At 70.4% G+C, this 21,732-nt stretch carries 21 protein-coding genes; 13 read left to right on the top strand and 8 right to left on the bottom strand.

What is annotated here, in order from left to right; genetic code table 11:
* Positions 1 to 184 precede the first annotated feature (184 nt).
* A complete protein-coding gene (locus AB0H62_RS50325) occupies positions 185 to 361 on the top strand; it encodes a hypothetical protein (protein WP_220244664.1) in 177 nt (58 codons plus the stop codon).
* Positions 362 to 427: 66 nt separating this feature from the next.
* Here AB0H62_RS50325 and AB0H62_RS50320 read toward each other — a convergent pair whose 3' ends face one another.
* Complete coding sequence (locus tag AB0H62_RS50320; RefSeq protein ID WP_220244663.1) at positions 428 to 748, bottom strand: GlsB/YeaQ/YmgE family stress response membrane protein; 321 nt, start codon at positions 746 to 748, stop codon at positions 428 to 430.
* Positions 749 to 824: 76 nt separating this feature from the next.
* Here AB0H62_RS50320 and AB0H62_RS50315 point away from each other — a divergent pair, with 76 nt between their 5' ends.
* On the top strand, positions 825 to 1,391 hold the full coding sequence (locus AB0H62_RS50315; RefSeq protein WP_255638498.1) for a helix-turn-helix domain-containing protein: 567 nt from the start codon (positions 825 to 827) through the stop codon (positions 1,389 to 1,391).
* Positions 1,388 to 2,680 (top strand): MFS transporter, encoded by a 1,293-nt coding sequence (locus AB0H62_RS50310; protein ID WP_255638497.1) that lies wholly within the window; start codon positions 1,388 to 1,390, stop codon positions 2,678 to 2,680. Before AB0H62_RS50315 ends, AB0H62_RS50310 begins: the two co-directional genes overlap by 4 nt.
* On the opposite strand, the gene glp is transcribed toward AB0H62_RS50310, so the two are convergent.
* On the bottom strand, positions 2,595 to 3,800 hold the full coding sequence (gene glp / locus AB0H62_RS50305; protein ID WP_220244662.1) for a gephyrin-like molybdotransferase Glp: 1,206 nt from the start codon (positions 3,798 to 3,800) through the stop codon (positions 2,595 to 2,597). The two genes, AB0H62_RS50310 and glp, sit on opposite strands and share 86 nt — an antisense overlap.
* A gap of 75 nt (positions 3,801 to 3,875) precedes the next feature.
* On the opposite strand from glp, the gene AB0H62_RS50300 reads away from it, so the two are divergent.
* The 7 genes from AB0H62_RS50300 to groL all read left to right on the top strand — a co-directional run bounded on the left by AB0H62_RS50300 (position 3,876) and on the right by groL (position 10,826).
* Complete coding sequence (locus AB0H62_RS50300; protein WP_220244661.1) at positions 3,876 to 4,280, top strand: AIM24 family protein; 405 nt, start codon at positions 3,876 to 3,878, stop codon at positions 4,278 to 4,280.
* A 1-nt stretch (position 4,281) separates the two neighbouring features.
* A complete protein-coding gene (locus AB0H62_RS50295; RefSeq protein ID WP_354875260.1) occupies positions 4,282 to 4,905 on the top strand; it encodes an AIM24 family protein in 624 nt (207 codons plus the stop codon).
* 101 nt (positions 4,906 to 5,006) lie between these two features.
* Positions 5,007 to 5,213 (top strand): cold-shock protein, encoded by a 207-nt coding sequence (locus AB0H62_RS50290; protein WP_204093028.1) that lies wholly within the window; start codon positions 5,007 to 5,009, stop codon positions 5,211 to 5,213.
* A gap of 69 nt (positions 5,214 to 5,282) precedes the next feature.
* Positions 5,283 to 7,037 (top strand): protein kinase, encoded by a 1,755-nt coding sequence (locus AB0H62_RS50285; protein ID WP_360592924.1) that lies wholly within the window; start codon positions 5,283 to 5,285, stop codon positions 7,035 to 7,037.
* A gap of 87 nt (positions 7,038 to 7,124) precedes the next feature.
* Positions 7,125 to 8,057: an MBL fold metallo-hydrolase gene (locus tag AB0H62_RS50280; RefSeq protein WP_360592923.1), complete on the top strand. Its 933-nt coding sequence runs from the start codon at positions 7,125 to 7,127 to the stop codon at positions 8,055 to 8,057.
* Positions 8,054 to 8,923: an alkyl sulfatase dimerization domain-containing protein gene (locus tag AB0H62_RS50275; protein ID WP_360592922.1), complete on the top strand. Its 870-nt coding sequence runs from the start codon at positions 8,054 to 8,056 to the stop codon at positions 8,921 to 8,923. Before AB0H62_RS50280 ends, AB0H62_RS50275 begins: the two co-directional genes overlap by 4 nt.
* 274 nt (positions 8,924 to 9,197) lie before the next feature.
* Positions 9,198 to 10,826, top strand: a complete 1,629-nt coding sequence (gene groL / locus AB0H62_RS50270) for a chaperonin GroEL (RefSeq protein ID WP_220244658.1) — start codon at positions 9,198 to 9,200, stop codon at positions 10,824 to 10,826.
* A 331-nt stretch (positions 10,827 to 11,157) separates the two neighbouring features.
* Here groL and AB0H62_RS50265 read toward each other — a convergent pair whose 3' ends face one another.
* Positions 11,158 to 11,379: a PspC domain-containing protein gene (locus tag AB0H62_RS50265; RefSeq protein WP_220244657.1), complete on the bottom strand. Its 222-nt coding sequence runs from the start codon at positions 11,377 to 11,379 to the stop codon at positions 11,158 to 11,160.
* A 341-nt stretch (positions 11,380 to 11,720) separates the two neighbouring features.
* The gene (locus AB0H62_RS50260; protein ID WP_360592921.1) at positions 11,721 to 12,656 is read right to left on the bottom strand and encodes an o-succinylbenzoate synthase; all 936 of its coding nucleotides are present in this window, start codon (positions 12,654 to 12,656) and stop codon (positions 11,721 to 11,723) included.
* 57 nt (positions 12,657 to 12,713) lie between these two features.
* Here AB0H62_RS50260 and AB0H62_RS50255 point away from each other — a divergent pair, with 57 nt between their 5' ends.
* Complete coding sequence (locus AB0H62_RS50255; RefSeq protein ID WP_360592920.1) at positions 12,714 to 15,467, top strand: BTAD domain-containing putative transcriptional regulator; 2,754 nt, start codon at positions 12,714 to 12,716, stop codon at positions 15,465 to 15,467.
* 455 nt (positions 15,468 to 15,922) lie between these two features.
* On the opposite strand, the gene AB0H62_RS50250 is transcribed toward AB0H62_RS50255, so the two are convergent.
* The 3 genes from AB0H62_RS50250 to AB0H62_RS50240 all read right to left on the bottom strand — a co-directional run bounded on the left by AB0H62_RS50250 (position 15,923) and on the right by AB0H62_RS50240 (position 18,160).
* Complete coding sequence (locus AB0H62_RS50250) at positions 15,923 to 16,768, bottom strand: DUF72 domain-containing protein (RefSeq protein ID WP_360592919.1); 846 nt, start codon at positions 16,766 to 16,768, stop codon at positions 15,923 to 15,925.
* Positions 16,769 to 16,985: 217 nt separating this feature from the next.
* Positions 16,986 to 17,111 (bottom strand): hypothetical protein, encoded by a 126-nt coding sequence (locus AB0H62_RS50245; RefSeq protein ID WP_360592918.1) that lies wholly within the window; start codon positions 17,109 to 17,111, stop codon positions 16,986 to 16,988.
* Between the two features lie 287 nt (positions 17,112 to 17,398).
* Positions 17,399 to 18,160 (bottom strand): DUF4253 domain-containing protein, encoded by a 762-nt coding sequence (locus AB0H62_RS50240; RefSeq protein WP_220244653.1) that lies wholly within the window; start codon positions 18,158 to 18,160, stop codon positions 17,399 to 17,401.
* Positions 18,161 to 18,819: 659 nt separating this feature from the next.
* On the opposite strand from AB0H62_RS50240, the gene AB0H62_RS50235 reads away from it, so the two are divergent.
* The gene (locus tag AB0H62_RS50235; RefSeq protein WP_360592917.1) at positions 18,820 to 19,266 is read left to right on the top strand and encodes a nitroreductase family deazaflavin-dependent oxidoreductase; all 447 of its coding nucleotides are present in this window, start codon (positions 18,820 to 18,822) and stop codon (positions 19,264 to 19,266) included.
* Here AB0H62_RS50235 and AB0H62_RS50230 read toward each other — a convergent pair whose 3' ends face one another.
* Positions 19,267 to 20,913, bottom strand: a complete 1,647-nt coding sequence (locus tag AB0H62_RS50230; RefSeq protein ID WP_360592916.1) for a DNA repair helicase XPB — start codon at positions 20,911 to 20,913, stop codon at positions 19,267 to 19,269. It abuts the gene before it with no gap.
* 89 nt (positions 20,914 to 21,002) lie between these two features.
* On the opposite strand from AB0H62_RS50230, the gene AB0H62_RS50225 reads away from it, so the two are divergent.
* A complete protein-coding gene (locus AB0H62_RS50225; protein WP_220244650.1) occupies positions 21,003 to 21,641 on the top strand; it encodes a hypothetical protein in 639 nt (212 codons plus the stop codon).
* Positions 21,642 to 21,732: the final 91 nt, after the last annotated feature.

Here is a 21,732-nt window from a genome sequence, read left to right as displayed (position 1 = left end):
CACCACGCTACCGCCCGTCGGCGGACGGACACGTCCAGGGCCGGTGGCCGCTCCCCCGTAAGGGTTTCCCCGACGCGGGTGGGCGTGCCCACAAACCGGTAACGACTGATCGAATTCCTCGACAACTCTCAGTAGTACCCGCCGTTCGGGAGCCGTGCCCGGGCCTGAGTCCGCCGAGGAAGCGATGTCCGTACCCGATCCGCTCACCGAGCTGCTGTGCGCGTGGCGACGGGAGATCTCCGCCGCGCCCATGCCCGTGCTCGTGGACACGGCGCAGGCTGTGCGCGTGGTCCGGGAGGCGATCCGGGCGGGCCGGGTGCATGCGTCCCCCGACGACGCATGCACCCGGACGCGGAACTGATCAGTTTAGGCGGTTTCCGGGGGTTACTGACGGTTCGTGCGGAAACCGTTACAAACGGTCACCGGGTCACCTGTAGTTGTCGCGCCGGTAGTTGTCGTGCGGCCAGTCGTCGCGCCTGGACCGCCGGCCGATCGAGCTGACCAGCCGCAGCACAGCCAGCAGGACGATCGCGCCCAGGATCGCGACGCCGAAGCTCGGGAAGTCGAACTCGAAGCGCTGCTGCTCACCCGTCGCCAGTCGGTAGATGAAGCCGCCGAGAGCCGCCCCGAGCACCCCGACGAGCACGCTGACCAGGCACCCCTGCCGGCGCCGGTCCGGCCCGCCGACGACGAGGTTCGCGAGCCAGCCGACCAGCGCACCGAAGACGATCCAGGTGAAGAAGCCCATGTGGGTGAGGATACCTGGGGCGCGGTTACACAAGGGATATTGTGCAATTGTGGTTGTGCAACTACTCTTGTGGATTGTGTCTGATCCCGTTGAGGTCCAGCAGATCCGCGACTCCCACGTGCTGGCCGCGATGTCCCACCCTTTGCGTCGGCGACTCCTCGACATCCTGAAGCTCGACGGCCCCGCCACCGCTTCGATGCTGGCCGAACGCACGACTTCCGCCGTCGGCAACATCTCGCACCACCTGAAGGTCCTCTCGGCCGCCGGCCTGGTCGAAGAGGCCCCCGAACTCGCCCGCGACCGCCGCGAACGCTGGTGGCGCCGCCCTTCGCGCGCCCTGTCCTGGTCCACTTCGGACTTCGTCGGCGATCCCGTGGGCGACGCGGCCGAGGTCGTCGCGCTCGACCGGCAGGCTTCGCTGTCCCGCTCGTGGCTCTCGGACCTGGAAACGGAACCCCCCAAGTGGCGCGACGCCTGGTTCACCAACGAAACCTGGGCCCGGCTGTCGGCGGCGGAGGTGATGGAGCTGAGTTCTCGGGTCCTTGCGCTGTTCGCGGAGTACACCGAACGCCCGACCCCGGACGACGACGTCGAGCGGCGCCCGGTTTTCCTGTTCGCCCGAGGCTTTCCCGCGCAGCCGTGATTCAGGCGGTTCAGCGGCTCGGCCGGGATTTCCGGCTCTTGTGGGCCGGCGAGACGGTGAGCATGGTGGGCAGTGCCGTCGCCGGGACGGCGCTGCCGCTGGTGGCTGTCGTGGGGTTGCGGGCCTCGACGTTCGAGGTGGCGCTGCTGACCGCCGTGGCGTGGCTGCCGTGGCTGGTGGTCGGGCTGCCCGCCGGCGCGTGGGTGGACCGGGTGCGGAAGCGACCGGTGATGGTGGCCTGCAACACCGTGTCCATGCTTGTGTTCGTGAGCGTCCCGCTCGCGCAGGTGGCAGGGGTGCTCTCGGTCCCGTATCTCCTGGGAGCCGCGCTGGCTGGTGGTATCGCGAATGTGTTCTTCTCTGTCGCCTACCGCAGTTATCTTCCGGCCATTGTGGATGGTGACCAGCTACTCAAGGCCAACACCCGGCTGCTCGGCAGTGAATCGGTCGCGCAGGTCGGCGGGCCGGGGCTCGCCGGGGTGCTGGCGGCCGCGTTCGGGCCGGTGAGCGGGGTGCTCGTCGATGCGGTCAGCTTCGGCGTCTCCGCCCTGTGCCTCAAAGGTATCCGCCGAGTCGAGCCGAAACCCGTTGTCACGCAACGGGTCCGGCTGCGGACCCAGGTCGCCGACGGGATGAGGTTCGTCGCCGATGACCCGTACCTGCGGGTGCTCGTGCTCTTCGGTGCGGCGTCCAACCTCGCGCTCGACGGGTACGCCTCGATCCAAGTCGTTTTCCTCGCCCGCGACCTCGGCGCCGGGGTGGGCACGATCGGAGTGGTGCTCGCGCTGGTGGAGGTCGGCGGGGTCGTCGGGGCGCTGCTCGTAACCAGGCTGGCCGGTCGGTTCGGAACGGCGCGCGCGTTCCTGTTGTGCGAAGTGCTCGCTGCGCCGGTGATGCTCATCGGCCCGCTGGATGGCCTCACGTGCTTCGTCGTGGCCGGCATCGCCGTCACCGGAGGATTGGTCGGGTCCAATGTGCTCACCGGGACGTTTCGCCAGCGTTACTGCCCACCCGAGCTCTTCGGCCGCATCACCGCGAGCTCCGCCGTCGTCAACTACGGCACCATCCCGCTGGGCGCGTTCCTCGGCGGTGTCCTCGGCGAAGCGCTGGGTGTGCGCGAGACGATGTTCATCATGGCCGGCGTCCAGCTCGCCTCACTGGTGATCCTCCTCAAGAGCCCGCTGCGCCGCGACAGGGACTTCCCTACAGCAGCAGCACGTCCACTTCAGTCCCTTCAGCCACCTCACCAACCCCCTCCGGCAGCACGATCAGGCAGTTCGCCTGGGTGAACGCCGCCAGCAGGTGCGAGCCCGGCCCGCCCCGCGGTCCGACCACGCCGGTCACCTCGCCCTCGGTCGGCGTGTAGAAGCCGCGGCGGAACTGGCGCCGCGAGCTGGGCGACGACATCGCCTCCGAAAGCCGCGCGCGCACCCGGCGGCGGTCGACGTCCGTGTGGCCCATGGCCGACAGCAAGGCCGGCCGCAGGAAGGCCTCGAACGACACCAGCACGCTCACCGGGTTGCCCGGCAGCGTCACCACGGGCACGCCGTTCCAGTGGCCGCAGCCCTGCGGCCCGCCGGGCTGGATGGCGATCTTCTGGAACCGCACGCCCTGGCCCGTCAGCGCGTCCTTGACGACCTCGTACGCCCCGGCGCTGACGCCGCCGGAAGTGATCAGCAAGTCGGCGTCCGCGAGCTTCGGCTCGATGATCTTGCGGAACTCCTCGACGTCGTCCACCACGCTGCGCACCACGGCGACGCGGCAGCCCAGCTCGCGCAGCGCGGCGGCGAGCATCACGCTGTTGGATTCGTAGATCTGCCCGTGCCGCAACGGGTTCGGGGCCTCGACGAGCTCCGTGCCGGTCGACACCACGAGCACGGACAACGGCCGGTGCACGGCCAGCTCGGCCAGCCCGACGGCCGCCGCGAGGCCCAGCTGCGAGTGGCCGAGCACGGTGCCGGCGCGCAGGGCCACCACGCCGCGCTCCACGTCCTCGCCGGTGCGCCGCACATGGTCGCCCGAGGACGCCGCCTTGGAGATCCGCACGTCGACAGTGCCGCCGTCGGTGTCCTCCACCATCACGATCGCGTCGGCACCCGGCGGCAGCGGCGCGCCCGTCATGATCCGGTGCGCGGTGCCCGGCTCCAGCGTCGCGACGTCCACGCGCCCGGCGGGGATGTCGTCGGCCATGGGCAGCGTCACGGGCGACTCGGCGCTGGCACCGGCGACGTCGGCTGCGCGCACGGCGTAGCCGTCCATCGCGGAGTTGTCGAACGGCGGCAGCGACACCCCCGCGTGCACGTCCTCGGCCAGGACGAACCCGGCGGCTTCGGCGAGGGGCAGGGTCGTCACGGGCGTGCGGCCGAGCAGCTCGGTCACGGTCTCGCGGTAGGCATCGACGGAGATCACGCGGACCATCCTCCCCCTCGCGCGCGGGCGTGCAACACTCTCCCGCGGCAAGAGTCGGGGATCAGGGGAGTTCTGATGCAGGTACGAGTCCGCCACCAGCCGTCGTTCGCGGTTGCGCGGCTGGAGCTGACGCCGGGTGAACCGGTGCAGGTCGAGTCGGGCGCGATGATGGCGACCAGCTACGGCGTGACCGTCCAGTCGCAGGCCAACGGCGGGATCATGAAGGGCCTCGGCCGCGCGTTCCTCGACGTCATCACGCTGCGGCCGGGCGAGGCGATCACCGTCGGCACCGGTCACGTGGTGGCCTACGCCGACACTGTCCAGTACCAGCTCCGCAAGGTCGCGCAGGGTGTGATCCAGTCGATGAAGAGTGGTGAAGGCTTCGTGTTCGACTTCGCCGGCCCCGGCCAGATCCTCATGCAGACGCGCAACCCGTCCTCGCTGATCAGCTGGATCCTTTCGCACGTCCCCTCCCGCTGACATGCGCGTCCACACGAGGCACACGCCGAACTTCGGCGTCGCGCGAGTGCACCTCGCGCCCGGCGAGGCCGTGCAGTCGGCGTCGGACACGATGCTGGCGACCAGCTTCGGCGTGCGCGAAGGCGCTCCGCCGTCGGCGCGGGGCGGCGCGCGCAAGCCCGGCGTCTCCGTGTTCACCGCGCCCGCCGAGGGCGGCTGGGTCGACCTCGCCCCGCTCGGGCCCGGCGACGTCTACCCGCTGGAGCTCACAGGCAATACCGGCTGGTCGGTGCACCGCGACGCCGTGCTCGCGCGGCCGTCTTCCGTGCGTCACGACCAGACGTGGGCGCCGTTGCAGCAGCTCTTCGGCGCCGACGCCGGGTTCCTCGACCACTACAGCGGCACCGGTCCGCTCGTGCTCACCGCGCCGGGACCCGTCGACTCGTTCGAGCTGTCGGCCGGTGAGCTGGTCACCGTGCGACCGGACTACGTGCTGGCCTACCCGGACACGCTGCAGTGCCGGCTACGCGCCGTGGACCCGAGCGGCCCCCAGTCGCTGCGTACCGGCGAAGGTCTGGTCCTCGATTTCGCCGGACCGGGCACCGTTCTCGTGCAAGCGCGAAACAGGCGGGTTTCCCGGGGCTGACGAATCTGCGAATCAACCATTGCCGAGGGGCGTAATTCCGGTAGCGTGAACTGCACTTCCAGCCGCTACGGACAGCGGATCTTGTCCTGAGGGAGGGCGCCGTGGCTGTCGGCACCGTCAAATGGTTCAACTCGGAAAAGGGCTACGGGTTCATCGAATCCGCCGAAGGGCCTGATGTGTTCGTCCACTATTCGGCGATCCAGGCCGAAGGATTCCGGACGCTCGACGAAGGGGACCGGGTCGAGTTCGAGGTCCAATCCGGCCGCGACGGCCGCAGTCAGGCGGCGGACGTCCGCAAGGTCTCCTGATTCCGGGGTAGCCGACCGGTTGGGCGAACCGCCCATCGCTGCGGAATGCAGGGCGTTAAGCTGCGCAGCGTGACAGGCGATGTGTCGGGGGACCTCACCGGTCGCCGGCTGGGCAACTACCGCATCGACTCGGTGCTCGGCAAGGGCGGCATGAGCGTGACCTACCAGGCCACCGACGTGCGGCTCGGCCGGAAGGTGGCGCTGAAGGTCATCGGCGACCACCTGGGCACCGACGCCGAGTTCCGCGAGCGGTTCGTGGACGAAGCCCGCAACACGTCCGCGATCGACCACGCCAACGTCGTGCCCCTGTACGACTTCGGCGAGCTCGAAGGCATGCTCTACATCGCCATGCGCATGGTCGACGGCGGCGACCTCGCCGGGCTGATCTCTTCGGGCCCGATCGCGCCCGCGCGCGCCCTGGCGCTGCTCGACCAGGTCGCCGACGCGCTGGACACCCTGCACAACCGCGGCCTCGTCCACCTCGACGTGAAACCCGCCAACGTGCTCGTCACCAGCAAGGAAACCTCCCGCGAGCACGTCTACGTCGCCGACTTCGGCCTCACCCGCCGCGGCGCCACCGGCCACCGCACGCGCGGCGGCGACTTCCTGGGCTCCCCGACCTACGCCGCGCCCGAGCACCTGCGCGGCGAGCCCCTCGACGGGCGCACCGACCAATACGCGCTGACGTGCGTGCTCTTCGCGTGCCTCACCGGCACCCCGCCGTTCAAGGGCGACGTGCCGACGGTGATCAAGGGCCACCTCAACGGCGAGCCGCCCTCGGTCTCGCACGTGGTCGCGCTGCCCGCCGCCGTCGACGACGTGATCCGCAAGGGCATGGCGAAGAACCCCGCCGACCGGTACCCGAACTGCGTGGCGATGATCGCCGCCGCCCGCGTGGCGCTGGGACCGCTCGCGACGTCGGACACGCCGCCGGGGCCGCCGGGTTCGGGTGGGGCCGGGATGCAGAACGGACTGTCCGGCTTGGGTGGTCTCGGTGGTCCGGGTGCGGCCGGTGGCCAGGGCGGCCAGGGCAGTCAGGGTGCTCAGGGGGAGGGAGCCGGCGTGCCACCCTTCGGACAACCGCCGGGATACGGCCAAGGCGGGCCGCAGAATCCCGGTGGGCCCGGCGGTCAGGGTGGTCAGGGAAACGACCCGGCGCACGGCGCCCAATGGTCGGGACCCGGCGGACCTGGCGTCCCAGGTGGACCAGGCCAAACCGGACCCGGTGGCCAGGGCGCACCCGGCCAAGGCGGACCCGGCGACGGAAACCCGTGGGCCGGCCCCGGCGGCTGGTCCGGCGCCCCGCAGAACCCCGGCCAGCCCCCCGGCGCCCCGCCGCAAGGCCCGCCCCCCGGCTACGGCTACCCCGGCATGCCGCCGCAAGGACATCAAGTACCGCACGGATATCCGGGCCAACACGGTCACCCGGGACAACCCGGCCCGCAGCCCGGCTACTCCAACCAACAACCGGGCTACCCCAACCAGCAACAGGGTTACCCCGGCATGCACCCGGGTTACGGCCCGCCCGGCGACCCGATGCGGCTGCGTCCGCCGTCGCCCGCCGGTGGCGCCGGTGCGTTCCAGCAGTCGCGCAGCGGCGGTGGCCGGAAGTGGCTGTGGATCGGCCTCGGGATCGTCGTGCTCGCCGGCCTGATCGTCGGCGCGATCTTCCTCTTCGGCGGCGGCGACAGCGGCGGCGGCACGACCACCCCCACGACCGCGCCGAACATCCCCGTCGGCCCGGGCGGACCCAGCGGTTCGCAGTCCGGCTCGCCGTCGCTCAACCCGCCGCCCGCGTCGATCCCCATCCAGCCGAGCCGCTGACCCGCGATCTCATCTCCGGCAGGTGACCACCTCGAATTCCCGCTGTGTTCGACTCCCGGGACACGCCGGAGGTCGAGGGGGCCAGCCGTGGATTTCGGTGACCGGCAGGACTTCGAGGACGCCGCACGCGGGTTCGTCGCGACGCCCGACCCCGTCACCATCACCGGCGCCGACGGCCGCGCGGTGTTCGACCTGCGCCCGTACGCCTACCTCGACGGCGACTGCCCGGACACGGTGAACCCCAGCCTGTGGCGGCAGGCGCAGCTGTGCCGCACCAACGGGTTGTACGAGGTGACCACCGGCATCTACCAGGTCCGTGGCTTCGACATCTCCAACATGACGATCGTCGAAGGCGGGCGCGGCGTGATCGTGATCGACCCGCTGATCTCGGAGGAATGCGCGGCGGCCGCGATCGCCCTCTACCGCGCCCATCGCGGTGACCGGCCGGTCACCGCCGTCATCTACACGCACTCGCACGCCGACCACTTCGGCGGCGTGCTGGGCGTGTTGCCCGGCGGCGCGGGTGACGTCCCGATCCTCGACCCGGCGGGCTTCCTCGAGGACGCCGTGGCGGAGAACGTGTACGCGGGCACGGCGATGAGCCGCCGGGCCACGTACATGTACGGCATCACCCTCGACGTGAGCACCACCGGCCAGGTCAGCGGCGGGCTCGGCATCGCCACGTCGACGGGCCGGCTCGGGTTGCTCGCGCCCACCGTCGACATCACCGCGACCGGGCAGGAAGAGGTACTCGACGGCGTCCGCGTCGTCTTCCAGCTCACGCCCGGTACCGAGGCGCCGGCCGAGATGAACTTCCACTTCCCGGACCACCGAGCCCTGTGCCTGGCCGAGAACGCCACGCACAACCTGCACAACCTCCTCACGCTGCGCGGCGCGCTGGTCCGCGACCCGCGCGTCTGGGCCCACTACCTCGACGAGGCGATCGAACTCTTCGGCGCCGCCACCGACGTGGCGTTCGCCTCGCACCACTGGCCCACCTGGACACCGCCCGCGTGGTGAAGTTCCTTTCACAGCAACGAGATCTCTACGCGTACCTGCACGACCAGACCCTGCGCCTGCTCAACCAGGGCGCCACCGGCATCGAGATCGCCGAGGACTTCACACTGCCGCCGGAGCTGGAGAACGCGTGGCACGCGCGGGGTTACTACGGCTCGGTCAGCCACAACGTCAAGGCGATCTACCAGCGTTACCTCGGCTGGTTCGACGGCCACCCCACGTCGCTGTGGCAGCACCCGCCGCAGGCACTGGCCACGCGCTACGTGGACGTCCTCGGCGGGGTGCCCGCCGTCCTAGGCAAGGCGCAGGAGTACGTGGACGCCGGTGACCTCCGCTTCGCCGCCGAACTGCTCAAGCACGCCGTGTTCGCCGACCCGGACAGCTCCGTCGCCAAGAACGCCCTGGCCGAGGTCTACCAGCGCCTCGGCTACGGCGCCGAGAACCCGACCTGGCGCAACTTCTACCTCGTCGGCGCGCTCGAGCTCCGCAAGGGCATCACCCCGCCGCCCCTCGACATCGGCGGCGGCATGACGGCGGCGCTCACGGTCGAGCAGCTCTTCGACTCCCTCGCCATCCGCGTCGACGGTCCCCGCGCCGCCGCCGACCCGCTCACCATCGAGTGGCGCTTCACCGACCTCGCCGCCACGATCCGCACCACCTTGTCCAACGGCGCGCTGATCCAGACCGCGAACCCGACGTCCGCCGTGGACGTCGACCTGACCCTCACGTTGACCAAGGAACAGCTGCTCGGCCTCCTGTCCGGCGGCGACCCGGATGACCTCGACCACACCGGCGACCCAGCCGTCCTCGGGCGGCTGCTCGCTCTCCTCGACTCGGACGACCCGGGCTTCGCCATCGTCACGCCGTGACAAGCGTGGATCACTGACCTGCGGTTCTTGCACTCTCACCGTGGGAGTGCTAAACACGGCATTGGCACTCGACGCCGTTGAGTGCCAAGCGTGCGGTCACCGACTGCGCGCTTGAAGGTCGGGACGGTGAGGCTGGCCCAGGTCAGTCGTCCGTCGCGGGCACCGAGCCTGGCCGAGGACGTGTCCTGCTGCCGCCGCTGACGGGGTCTTGAGCTGAGACGCTCGAGACGACGCAGCGCGGCGGTGGCGCCCAATACCGGAGGACCACACCGCAATGGCCAAACTGATCGCGTTCGACGAGGACGCCCGCCGCGGTCTTGAGCGCGGCCTCAACATCCTCGCCGAAGCCGTCAAGGTGACGCTCGGCCCGCGTGGCCGCAACGTCGTGCTCGAAAAGAAGTGGGGCGCGCCGACGATCACCAACGACGGTGTCTCCATCGCCAAGGAGATCGAGCTCGAGGACCCGTGGGAGAAGATCGGGGCCGAGCTCGTCAAGGAAGTTGCCAAGAAGACCGACGACGTCGCGGGTGACGGCACCACCACCGCCACCGTGCTCGCCCAGGCGCTCGTGCGCGAGGGCCTGCGCAACGTTGCCGCGGGTGCCGACCCGATCAGCCTGAAGCGCGGCATCGAGGCGGCCGTCGAGGCCATCACCGAGCAGCTGCACAAGATGGCCGTCCAGATCGAGACCAAGGAGCAGATCGCTGCTACGGCCTCGATTTCTGCCGCTGACCGCACCATCGGCGAGCTGATCGCCGAGGCGCTGGACAAGGTCGGCAAGGAAGGCGTCGTCACCGTCGAGGAGAGCAACACCTTCGGCCTCGAGCTCGAGCTCACCGAGGGCATGCGCTTCGACAAGGGCTACGTGTCGGGCTACTTCGTGACCGACCCGGAGCGCCAGGAAGCCGAGCTGGAGGACCCCTACATCCTCCTCTTCGGTTCCAAGATCTCGAACGTCAAGGACGTTCTGCCGCTGCTGGAGAAGGTCATCCAGTCCGGCAAGCCGCTGCTGATCATCGCCGAGGACGTCGAGGGCGAAGCCCTTGCCACCCTGGTCGTCAACAAGATCCGCGGCACCTTCAAGTCCGTCGCCGTCAAGGCCCCGGGCTTCGGTGACCGCCGCAAGGCCATCCTGCAGGACATCGCGATCCTGTCCGGTGGCCAGGTGATCTCGGAGGACGTCGGCCTCAAGCTGGAGAACGCGGACCTGTCGCTGCTGGGCCGCGCCCGCAAGGCCGTGATCACGCGCGACGAGACCACGATCGTCGAGGGTGCGGGCGACGCCGACCAGATCCAGGGTCGCGTCAACCAGATCCGTGCGGAGATCGAGAACTCGGACTCCGACTACGACCGTGAGAAGCTGCAGGAGCGCCTCGCGAAGCTGGCCGGCGGCGTCGCCGTCATCAAGGCCGGTGCCGCGACGGAGGTCGAGCTCAAGGAGCGCAAGCACCGCATCGAGGACGCGGTGCGCAACGCCAAGGCCGCCGTGGAAGAGGGCATCGTCGCCGGTGGTGGCGTGGCTCTGATCCAGGCCGCCGAGGCTGCCTTCGCGGGCCTGAAGCTCGAGGGCGACGAGGCCACTGGTGCCAACATCGTCAAGGTCGCCGTCGAGGCGCCGCTCAAGCAGATCGCCATCAACGCCGGCCTCGAGGGCGGCGTCGTGGCGGAGAAGGTCAAGTCCCTCCCGCAGGGCCACGGCCTCAACGCCGCCACCGGTGTCTACGAGGACCTGCTCGCCGCCGGCGTGCCGGACCCCACGAAGGTCACCCGCTCCGCGCTCCAGAACGCCGCCTCCATCGCGGCGCTGTTCCTGACCACCGAGGCTGTCGTCGCGGACAAGCCGGAGAAGGCTTCCGCCGCTCCGGCCGACCCGTCCGGCGGCATGGGTGGCATGGACTTCTGAGTTCGGCTGCTGTTTGACGCTAGATCCGGAAAAGCCCGGTCCACTTCGGTGGTCCGGGCTTTTCCCTTTGTTGGCCACGGGTTTGTGCCTGCGGTCGGGCTTCGGGGTGCGGCTTCGATCGGGCCGGTCGGTCCTGCGGCATCGGTGTGGAAGTCGGCCGGCGTGCTCGCGTGGGCGTCGGCTCGTGGCCGCCGGCGCCGGATTTTTTTTGGTTTCGTCCGATGTGGACACAGCGAACGGCCCGGGCGCTCCCCGCGCCCGGGCCGTTCGCTCCCCCTTGGTTGTGCCACCCCTTCCCCCCAGTACCGCGGCCCTCCCCAGCCGCGACGGGTCAGGCGGCTTGGGTCGCTTCGGGCGTCAACACGGCAGCGGCGACGTAAACCGGCAACATGATCCCGGCCGACAGCACCGTCGCGGCCACGACCGCGATGCGGACCATCGTCGGGTCGACGCCGAGGTAGTCCGCCCAGCCCCCGCAGACCCCGGTCAACATCCGGTCGGTGCGGCTGCGGAAGAGCTTCTTGGTTTCCGGGGTGTACACGCTGTTCGTCATGCCATGAATACTCCGCCGCGTGGCCCCTCGGCACATCGGGGAACGGCCCGGAGACCGACCCTGGACTCCGACCCTGAGGCGGGGTCGGGGAAATTCGGGTGCCAACGCTCACTGCATCGTCTCCTGCCGCGCCGGTGTGCGTTTCGCCTGCGACCTCCGCGACCTCCGCGACCTCCGCCGTGGCCGCCACTCGCGAGCCGAGGCGTTGGTGGCCGCCGAGGAGTTGGAGCGTGAGCTGGAGTCGTTGGTGGCTGGCGGGGTCTCCGCTGCCGGAGGAGCCGGACCAGGAGCGGGCTGATGCTTGGCTCGTCCGCGCTCACCTGGGCCGGTGGCGCTGAAGGTCAGCGCAGCGCGCGCACCCGGTCCAACCGGGCCAGCCAGGCCTCGGTGACGTCGGGCGCGGCGGCGAACTCATCGAAGCGATCCGGCACCGGCGCCTGCGGCAGGACCGGGAGGTAACCGTCCACGGGGGACAGCGACGTCGTGCTGACGTCGCCGTTCAGCAGGGACATCGTGCCCAGGCCGCAGGCGAAGTCGAGCTGCGGGAGGGCGCCCGCGAGGGCCAGGCCGGCGGCGAGGCCCACGCTGGTCTCGACAGCGGACGACACGACGCACGGCAGCCCGCACGCCTCGGCCACCTCCAGCGCGCGCCGCACGCCGCCGAGGGGGGCGACCTTCAGCACGGCGATGTCGGCGGCCCCGGCGACGGCGACCTTCAGCGGGTCCTCGGCGCGGCGGATCGACTCGTCGGCGGCGATGCGCACGGACACGCGGCGCCGGACGGCGGCCAGCTCGTCGATGGTGCGGCACGGCTGTTCGGCGTACTCGAGGCCACCGGCGGCCTTGTCGAGGGCGGCGAGCGCGGTGATGGCGGTGTCGACGTCCCAGGCTGTGTTGGCGTCGACGCGGATGGCGCCGGCCGGGCCGAGGGCGTCGCGGACGGCTTCGAGGCGGGCGCAGTCGTCGGCGAGTGTGGAGCGCTTGTCGGCGACCTTCACCTTCGCCGTGCGGCAGCCGGAGGCGCGGACCAGCGCGTGGGCGCGGTCCGGCGGCACGACGGGGACGGTCGTGTTGACCTCGACACGTTCGCGCACCGCGGCGGGCCAGCCCTGCTCGCTCGCCTCCAGGGCGCTCGCCAGCCACGGCACGCTCTCGGCGTCCGAATAGTCCGCGAACGGGCAGAATTCACCCCACCCGGCGGGTCCTTCGAGCAGGACGCCTTCACGGACGGTGATGTCCCGGAACCGGTTGTGCAGGGGCAGCGCGTAGACCTTCATCACCGCAGATCATGCCACTGGCGAAGTCACGTGCCGATCGGGCGGCGACCGGCCAGAATGAGACCTGTGGACGGCCTCGACTTCCGGGTGCTCGGCCCGGCCGAGGTCGTGGCCGGGGGCCGCGCCGTGCCGCTGGGCGGGAGCCGCCCGCTGATCGTGCTCGCCGGGCTGCTGCTGCGCGCCAACCGCGTGGTGTCCGTGGACGAGCTCGGCCGCTGGCTGTGGGACGACGACCAGCGCCGTTCGAAGGGCGCCCTCCAGACGTACGTGCTGAGGCTGCGACGCGCGCTGGGCCCAGGTGTTGCGATTCGCACAGAGCGTGGTGGTTATCTACTGGATCTTGATCCGTTGGCAACGGATCTTGGTCGTTTTCGCACACTCACAGCCCGGGGGAGGACAGCTTTCGAACAAGGCGAACACCGTCGTGCTGCGGGGTTGTTCGCCGACGCACTCGCGGAGTGGCGCGGGCCGGCGCTGCAGAACGTCGAGTCCGACGCCCTGCACCGCGACGAGGCCGGCCAGCTCGCCGAGGAACGCACCCGCGTGCGCGAGCTGTGGGCCGACGCGCTGATCGCCGTCGGCGAGTACGGCACCGTCGTCCCGGAGCTGACGCGGCTGACCCGGGAACACCCGTTACGGGAACGGCTGCACGAGCAGCTCGTACTCGCGTTGTTCCATTCCGGACGGCAGGCCGAGGCGCTCGAGGTGTACCGGCGGATCAGCGCGGTGCTCGCCGAGGAGCTTGGCCTCGATCCCGGGGCAGGCCTGCAACGCGTGCACCGGCTCGTGCTGGGTGGGGCGCCTTATCAGCCGGCGGTCGAGCCGCAGGTGCCGCACCAGTTGCCTGCCGACCTCGGTGCTTTTGCCGGCCGTGAGGCGGATTTGAAGGCGCTGCGTGCTTTGCTTCCGGCGGAGGACAGCACGTCGACCCCTATCGCCTCCATTGAAGGCATGGGTGGCATGGGGAAAACCACGCTGTCCGTCCACTTCGCACACGAGATCGCGGATGGGTTCCCGGGCGGACAGGTGTTCCTGAACCTGCGCGGGTACGGTCCTGGCGATCCGGTGGAGCTGATGGCGGCGCTGGAAACTTTACTGTCGGCGCTGGGTGTCCCTGGTGACCAGATTCCGGCCGATGTGGACGGTCGCGCCGCGACGTGGCGCACGCATACGGCGGGGCGGCGGCTGCTCGTGGTACTGGACAACGCCAACAGCACCGAGCAGGTGCGGCCGCTGCTGCCGGGGCCGGGCTGCCTGGTCGTGGTGACGAGCCGCTGGCAGCTGCGCGGCCTCGTCGCGACGCACGGCGCGCGCCGGATCGCGCTCGAGGAGCTGGACGAGGCGGGCGCCGTCGAGCTGCTGGCCTCGGCGATCGGCTTCGACCGCGTCAACGCGGATCCTGTTGCCACGTCACGCTTTGTGGAGTACTGCGGCGGGCTGCCGCTGGCGATCCGGATCCTGGCCGTGCGGGCGGCGCAGTTCCCGGACTACCCGCTGGGATCCTTTGTAGATGTGTTGGACGCCGAACCTGATCGGCTCGGGTTGTTCGACCTCGGTGATGGCGAGGAGACGAACATCCGATCGGTGTTCTCGTACTCGTACCGAGCGTTGCCACCGGCTGCCGCGCGGTTGTTGCGGTTACTGGGCCTGCCGTCGGGGCCGGATGTGACGCCTGCCGTCGCCGAGGTGCTGCTGGGGTCGCCGCCGGGGTCCGCTTTGGACGCCCTGGTGTCCGCGCACCTGCTCACTCAGCCGCAGCCGGGCCGCTACCAGTTCCACGATCTGATTCGGGCGTACGCGGCAGAGCTCGCGTACCATGTGGACAGTGCCGAGGAGACGTCGGCGGCACGGTTGCGACTGTTGGATTTCTACCTTTCTTCGGCGTTGAACGCTTCGCGGGCGATGCGGCCTGAGCGGATCTACGGGTCGCTGGAGTTGCGTGTGGACGGTGGCCTCGCGTTCGCCGACTACCACGCGGGGCTGGCGTGGTTCGCCGCGGAGTACGGGAACCTCGTCGCGGCTGTGCACCTGGCGTTCCGGCTGCGGGAGTACGCGCATTGCTGGAAGCTCACGTGGCTGATGTTCACGTACTTCGCCGGCCGCGCCGGCGTCGACGACTGGCGGGCGCTCAACGAGCTGGCCCTGCGGGGCACGAGGCTGTCCGGCGATCGGGGTGGCGAGGCCGGGATCCTCAACTGTCTCGGCGTGATCGACGGGGTCGTGCGCGATTACGCGTCGGCGCGGCGGTACCTCGAGCAGGCGCTGGTGCTGCAACGCGAGCTCGGCTCGCGCGAGGGCGAGGCGCGGGCGCTGTACAACCTGGCCATGGCGGCCGATTCGTCGTCCGACTTCCCCGCGGCGCTCGCCCACGGCACGCGGGCGCTGGAGATCGTGCGGGACCTGCGGATGACCGGCTTCGAGGCCAACGTGCTGCGCGCACTGGGGGATTTGTGCTGCCGGTTCGGGGATTTCCCGCGTGCCTTGGCTTTGGCAGACGAGGCATTGGCCTTGGCGCCTGCTCCTCGTGACGGCCGCTTCTCCCTGACCACCCGCGCCAAAGCCCTCCTCGGCGTGGGCCGGTCGGCTGAGGGCATCGAGTGCATGTCGGACGCCGTGGACATGTTCTTCGCGATGGACGAGCACTACGAAGCCGCCGACGTCCTCGCCCAACTCGGCACGGCCCACCTGCGCCTCGGCCACCCCGCCGCCGCCCGCGACTGCTGGCTCCGCTCGGTCCACCTCCTCACCGACCTTGCCCACCCCGACGCGGCGGACGTCCGGGCGAAGCTGGCTGCGATGGTTTCGGGCTGAGTTGCCGGCTGTGGCTGGCTTGCCGTTCGGTGCGAGATGCCACCCGCTCCGATGCCTCCGCCCGGCGTTCATGCGAAGTTGGCCGGGATGTATCGCGGCGAGCGTGCCGTTCGGGGTGGCGAGTTGCTGGTGGTGGAGGCGATGTGCCGGTCAGCGGGGAATGTTGCTGTGGGGTTTGGCAAATTGCCAGTGGGCTGGCGGCTGCCGCTGGTTTGTCAGGCTGTGGGAGTTGCCGCGGTGCCGGGCATGTTGCCGGGCGCATTGACGCTTGCCAGGGCTTGCCGGGAGTTGCCGGTTCGGGTCGCGAGTTGCCGGAGCAGGGTGGGGATTGCCGTGGGGCGTGGCAAGTTGCCAGGGGCACGTGGTGCGGTGGTCTGCGTGCCGACCCCCAGAGACAGCAGGCAGACCACCTGCACCCGTACGCCTCAGCAAACCGGATGGCGCTCACTGTGCGCTCACTGTGCCGGTGGCGGCTTGAGGTGCAGGAGGTTCGAGAGGGTGATGGCGTTGCGGGGGGCTTCGACTTTGACGTCGTTGTCGAAGTAGACGTGGACGTCGCGGTGGCCGTCGGCGTGCCAGGCGGTGATCTTGGTGGCCCAGGTGCGCAGGGCGGATTCGGTGTAGCCGCTGGTGTAGAGCTCGACGTCGCCGTGGAGGCGGATGTAGGTGAAGTTCGTGGTCTGGTCCTCGCGGTACGGCCAGCGGCCGGCGGTGTCGGCGACGACGAGGGCGACGTCGTTTTCTCGGAGCAGGCCGAGGGCTTCCGGGGTGACGAAGCTGGGGTGGCGGACTTCGAGCGCGTGCCGGATGGGCCGGTTCTTGCCGGGTTCGAGGTGGGGTGGGGTCTTGAGCTTGTCGTCGTGCTTCGCGCCGAGCGCGGCGGCTTCGGAGGTGGTGCGGGGCAGCAGACCGAGGAAGGTCTCGACGCGGTCGGGGTCGAACTCGAGCCGTGCGGGCAGTTGCCACAGGACCGGGCCCAGTTTTTCGCCGAGCGCGAGCACGCCGGACGCGAAGAAGTTGGCGACGGCAGGTTCGACGTCACGCAGCCGCTTGAGGTGCGTGATGAAGCGCCCGCCCTTCACGGCGAACACGAAATCGGCCGGGGTCTGGTCGGCCCAGGCGGTGTAGCGGTCGGGGGTCTGCAGTGAGTAGAACGACCCGTTGAGCTCCACGGAGTTCAGCCGCCGCGACAGGTACTCCAGCTCGCGGCGCTGCGGCAGCCCCTCGGGGTAGAACTCGCGGCGCCACGGCGGGTACCGCCACCCCGACGTCCCGATCCAAATCCCGGCGATCTCCCTCACCGCCTTTCTCCGCGGCGTGATTCCCCTCGGCAGATTCCGGTAAACCCGCCCGCGCAACCGCCGCCCGGACACCCGCACCGGACTTCGGGACAACCGACCCAACCGAGAGGACATCTGTCTCACGTCCTGTCTTGCTCAGTGTGGTGGAGAGTGCGGTGGACTGCCTCGCCCCGCCGCCGTGCAGGCAGCTCGCGGTGAGGTGGGCTGCTGCGGGGGATCACGGTGTGGCGCTATGGCCGGCGTTGCCCGGCCGGGTGCGGAACCCGGCCGCGAGGACCTTCGGACGCCGGTCGCCCAGGGCCGCGGCATTGGCCGGGCCCGCGCGCGCCCGGCGGACGGCCACGCCGGGCACCGCTGGCGATGGGCCTGCCCGGGCGGCTCGTCGGCTGGAGGTGGGTGCGTCGACCGGGCTCGGGGATCGGGAGGCCCGCCGGTGTGGGCTGGTGATGGGCGTGCCCGGGCGGCTCGTCGGCTGGAGCTGGGTGCGCCCGCTGAACTCGGGGATCGGGAGGCCGGCTGGCGCGGCTCGTGATGGGGGCGGCGAGCTGCTCTGGGCGGCTCGCCGGCTGAAGGTGGGTGCGCCGGCTGGGCTCGGGGGCCGGGAGGCCGGCCGGCGCGGGTGGGGTGGCGTCAGGCCCACGAGAAGGTCCATAGGCGGGTCTGCACGAGGCCGCTGGCGTACTCGCGGAGGGTGCCGGGCTGGGAGAGGTACGTGGGGAGGCTGAAGGCTCGGTGCTCGGCCGCGACGGTGAGGGCGCGGGCCTGCGTGCGCGGCGGGGCGGAGACGGACAGCGTGAGGGAGTCGAAGCCCAGGGAGAGCAGGGTGGCGCCGAAGCGGTCTTCCCAGCTGCGCAGGACGGCCGAGAGCTCCGCGACCTGGTCGGTGGACTTGATCATGCCCGTCCAGCCGAGGAGGGCGGGGATGTCGGCCGGGCGGTCGGTCTGGACCAGGCCGAGGCGGTGGGCGCTGCGGTTGGCCAGGATGGAGCCGGTGTTGCCCGCCTCGGCGAGGGGGTCGGCGCGGCGGTGCGAGCGGCGCGCGAGGCCGGGGAAGCGGGTGCCGAAGGGGCGCAGGCACGCGCCGTCGCAGCACGAGGTGTCCCACCAGCGCGCGAGGGCGTCGGCGGGGTCCACGGAGTCGACCCGGTGGCCCGCCGGAGTGAGGCGGCCGCGGTCGTCGAGCCAGTCTTCTCCGCGCGCGGCGAACCGCTGGTCGTGCGGGATGAGCACGGGCCAGAGCCCGGAGCGCTCGAACTCCGCGACGCACTCCAGGTACCGGTGCGGCCGCGCGAGCGGCTCCTCGGACACCCAGATGCGCCCGTGCCACCGCCCGGGCGGCAAGGTCTGGACCGGCGGTGCCCCGAGGCCGGGGCGGAACGGTGCGATCGTCATGAGCTTCCCCTCGAACTGGTGTTCGGTCCTGCTTGTCGAACAGTAGTTCGAGGGACCGACAATTTCCAGGGAGAGTTTCGCTCATCCGTTCGAGTGAATATGGAAAGTTGCAGGTCAGGGCGGATTACGCGGGGCTGCTGTGACGGATGAGGTCACTGCGGCAGATGGGTGATGCGAAAGTTCGCTGCGCACGGGCGACTGGGCGCTGTGAGGCACCGCAGGGGCGACGGGGTGGTAGCGCGTTCATCGCGGGCGGGGTGCGCGATGGCGAGCGGTGCGGGACATGGCGGATGAGATGCGCGGCGGTGGGCAGGGCCGGGCCGGCCATGGTGCGTGGGGGCGACCGCAGGCAAGTCGCGGAGTGGCACCAGTCCGGTGAGGGGCGCTCCGATCTTCGATTGCCACCGCGGTCCGGGCTCGGCTTCCAAGCCCAAGCCCAAGCCCAAGCCGAGCCGCGCCAGCACCCACGCCATCCGCCCAGACCAACCGGACCGCAAGCGCGAACCCAACCCACAGGTCAGCGCGATACCCGATCACCACGAGCGAAGAACCGGTAATTTCCCGTCCAGCCGATGTCGAGAACCCGCCACCGGCTCCGTCTCCCGGGCACGAGCGGCCGCCGGGGCCGTCACCGCAGAGCACCGGAAAGGACCACCACCATGGCCGTCGCCGAGGACATCGACCGCGCTACCGACTCGAAGTGGGACTGGGTGGCCGAGCAGACGCGCAAGTACGTGAGCTCGGGCGGCCAGGAGGGGCACGAGCAGAACGGCGTCTACACCCTCATCCTCGCCACCACCGGCCGCAAGACCGGCGAGCCCCGCCGCACCTGCCTGATCTACGGCACGCAGGGCGAGGACTTCGTCGTGGTCGCCTCCAAAGGCGGGGACGACGACCACCCGGCCTGGTTCAAGAACCTCGAGGCCGAGCCGAGCATCGGTGTGCAGGTCGGCGCGCGGAGGTTCGACGCGCGCGCCCGGATCGCCGGCAACCAAGAGCGCGAGGCGCTCTGGCCGAAGATGGCCGAGATCTTCCCGCTGTACAACGAATACGCGCAGAAGACCGAGCGCGTCATCCCGATCGTCCTGCTCACGCCGAACCGGTGACTACAGCGGCCGGCGCAGGTCCTCCGCATCCACGATGTGGTACGCGTACCCCTGCTCCGCCAAGAACCGTTGCCGGTGCGCCGCGTACTCGGTGTCCACTGTGTCCCGGGAAACGATCGAATAGAAGTGCGCCTGCCGTCCGTCGCCCTTGGGGCGCAGCAGCCGGCCGAGCCGCTGCGCCTCTTCCTGCCGGGAGCCGAAGGTGCCCGAGATCTGGATGGCCACCGACGCTTCCGGCAGGTCGATGGAGAAGTTCGCCACCTTCGACACCACGAGGGTCCGCAGCTCACCGCGGCGGAAGCGGTCGAACAGCTCCTCCCGCTCCTTGTTGCGCGTCGACCCCTGGATCACGGGCGCGTCCAGCTCCGCGCCCAGCATCTCCAGCTGGTCCAGGTACGCCCCGATCACCAGGGTGGGCTCGCCGGCGTGACGCTCCACAATGGACTTGATCACGGGCATTTTCGTCATCGCCGTCGCTGCGAGCTTGTACCGCTCGTCCGGCTCCGAAGTCGCGTACGCGAGCCGCTCGGCGTCGGTCAGGGTCACGCGGACCTCGGTGCACTCCGCGGGCGCGATCCACCCCTGCGCCTCGATGTCCCGCCACGGAACGTCGTAGCGCTTGGGTCCGATCAGCGAAAAGACATCACCCTCACGGCCGTCCTCGCGCACCAGGGTCGCCGTCAAACCCAGGCGACGCCGTGACTGCAGATCCGCCGTCATGCGGAACACGGGCGCCGGCAACAGGTGGACCTCGTCGTACACAACGAGGCCCCAGTCCCGCGAGTCGAACAGCTCCAGGTGCCGGTACTCGCCCTTGGTCTTGCGTGTCACGACCTGGTACGTCGCGATCGTGACCGGGCGGATCTCCTTCTTCTCACCGGAGTACTCGCCGATCTCGTCCTCGGTCAGCGACGTGCGCGCCACCAGTTCGCGCTTCCACTGCCGCCCCGCGACGGTATTGGTCACCAGGATCAGCGTGGTCGCCTTGGCGTGCGCCATGGCCGCCGCGCCCACCAGCGTTTTGCCCGCGCCACAAGGCAGAACCACCACGCCCGAGCCGCCGGCCCAGAAGGCCTCCGCCGCCTGGCGCTGGTAGTCGCGCAGGTGCCAGTCCTGCTCATCGAGATCAATGGGGTGCGCTTCGCCGTCCACGTAACCCGCGAGATCCTCCGCGGGCCAGCCGACCTTCAGCAGCGCCTGCTTGAGCCGCCCGCGTTCGGACGGGTGCACGAGCACCGTGTCCTCGTCGATGCGCGCGCCGAGCATCGGGTTGATCTTCTTGTGCCGCGACACCTCTTCCAGCACCGCGCGGTCGGTGGTCGACATCACCAGGCCGTGGGCCGGGTCGTTGGTGATCTGCAGCCGCCCGAAGCGGCCCATCACGTCGACCACGTCGATCAGCAGCGGCTGCGGCACGGGGAAGCGCGAGTAGGTGGTGAGCGCGTCCACCACCTGCTCCGCGTCGTGGCCGGCGGCGCGCGCGTTCCACAACGCCAGTGGCGTGATGCGGTACGTGTGCACGTGCTCGGGCGCGCGTTCCAGCTCGGCGAACGGCGCGATGGCGATCCGCGCGTCGTTGGCCTGAGGGTTGTCGACCTCGAGCAGCACGGTCTTGTCGGACTGGACGATCAGGGGGCCATCAGTCACCCGTCCTTTATACGTTCCCCCGAGCCGTCCCCTCCCGTCGCGGCCGTCAGGGTGCCAAGATGATCGGCAGGAAAAGCTGGAGGGGACCTTTGACCACACCACCGTTCGGCGTGCCGTCGGCCGCCAACCCGTTCCAGCCGCCGGGCGCGATGCCGCCTCGGCCTGGCGCGCCCCGAGCGCTCTCGAGCACCGCGAAGGTGCTGGTCGCAGCAGGAATCGTGGTGGCGCTCGGCGTGGGCGTGCTCGCCGCGTTCGGCGTGGCCGCGATCGCCCGCTCGTCGGGCACGCCGGTGGCCGGCAGCTGCCTGTATCTCTCCGACGAGAGCGTCGGCACGCAGAGTTACCACGGCGTGAGCTGCTCCGAGCAGCGCGCCACCTACCGCGTCGACGACGTCGAAAACGGCACCTCGAGCTGCCACGGCAGCGACTACGTGCGCTTCCAGCTCTTCCGCGGCACCAGCAGCTCCAGCAGCTCGAGCCGCACCAGCGCGCCGCGCGAGACGCTGTGCCTGGCACTCAACGTCTCGTCCGGCGACTGCCTGCGCGACGTCGACGACGAGGCCGAGATCAGCAAGGTCACCTGCAGCGACCCCGACGCCGAGGCCCGCGCGGTCGTCCACCAGGGCAGCAGTGACGAGGACTCCTGCGGCGCCGCCGACACCGCCCTCGTCTACGCCGGCCCGCCCGAGCGCACGGTCTGCCTGCAGCCCGCCGGCGAGAACATCTAGGTGTATTTGGCCAGGACGTTGGTAGCGGAAGGTTCTGGTTGACGTGGGGAGAGCCTCCGGTTGAGGTGTGGCTTGTCTAGGACCCACGTCA

This window comes from Amycolatopsis sp. NPDC050768, assembly GCF_040654155.1.
GTDB lineage: Bacteria > Actinomycetota > Actinomycetes > Mycobacteriales > Pseudonocardiaceae > Amycolatopsis.
This window is presented reverse-complemented; position numbering and strand designations above follow the sequence as displayed.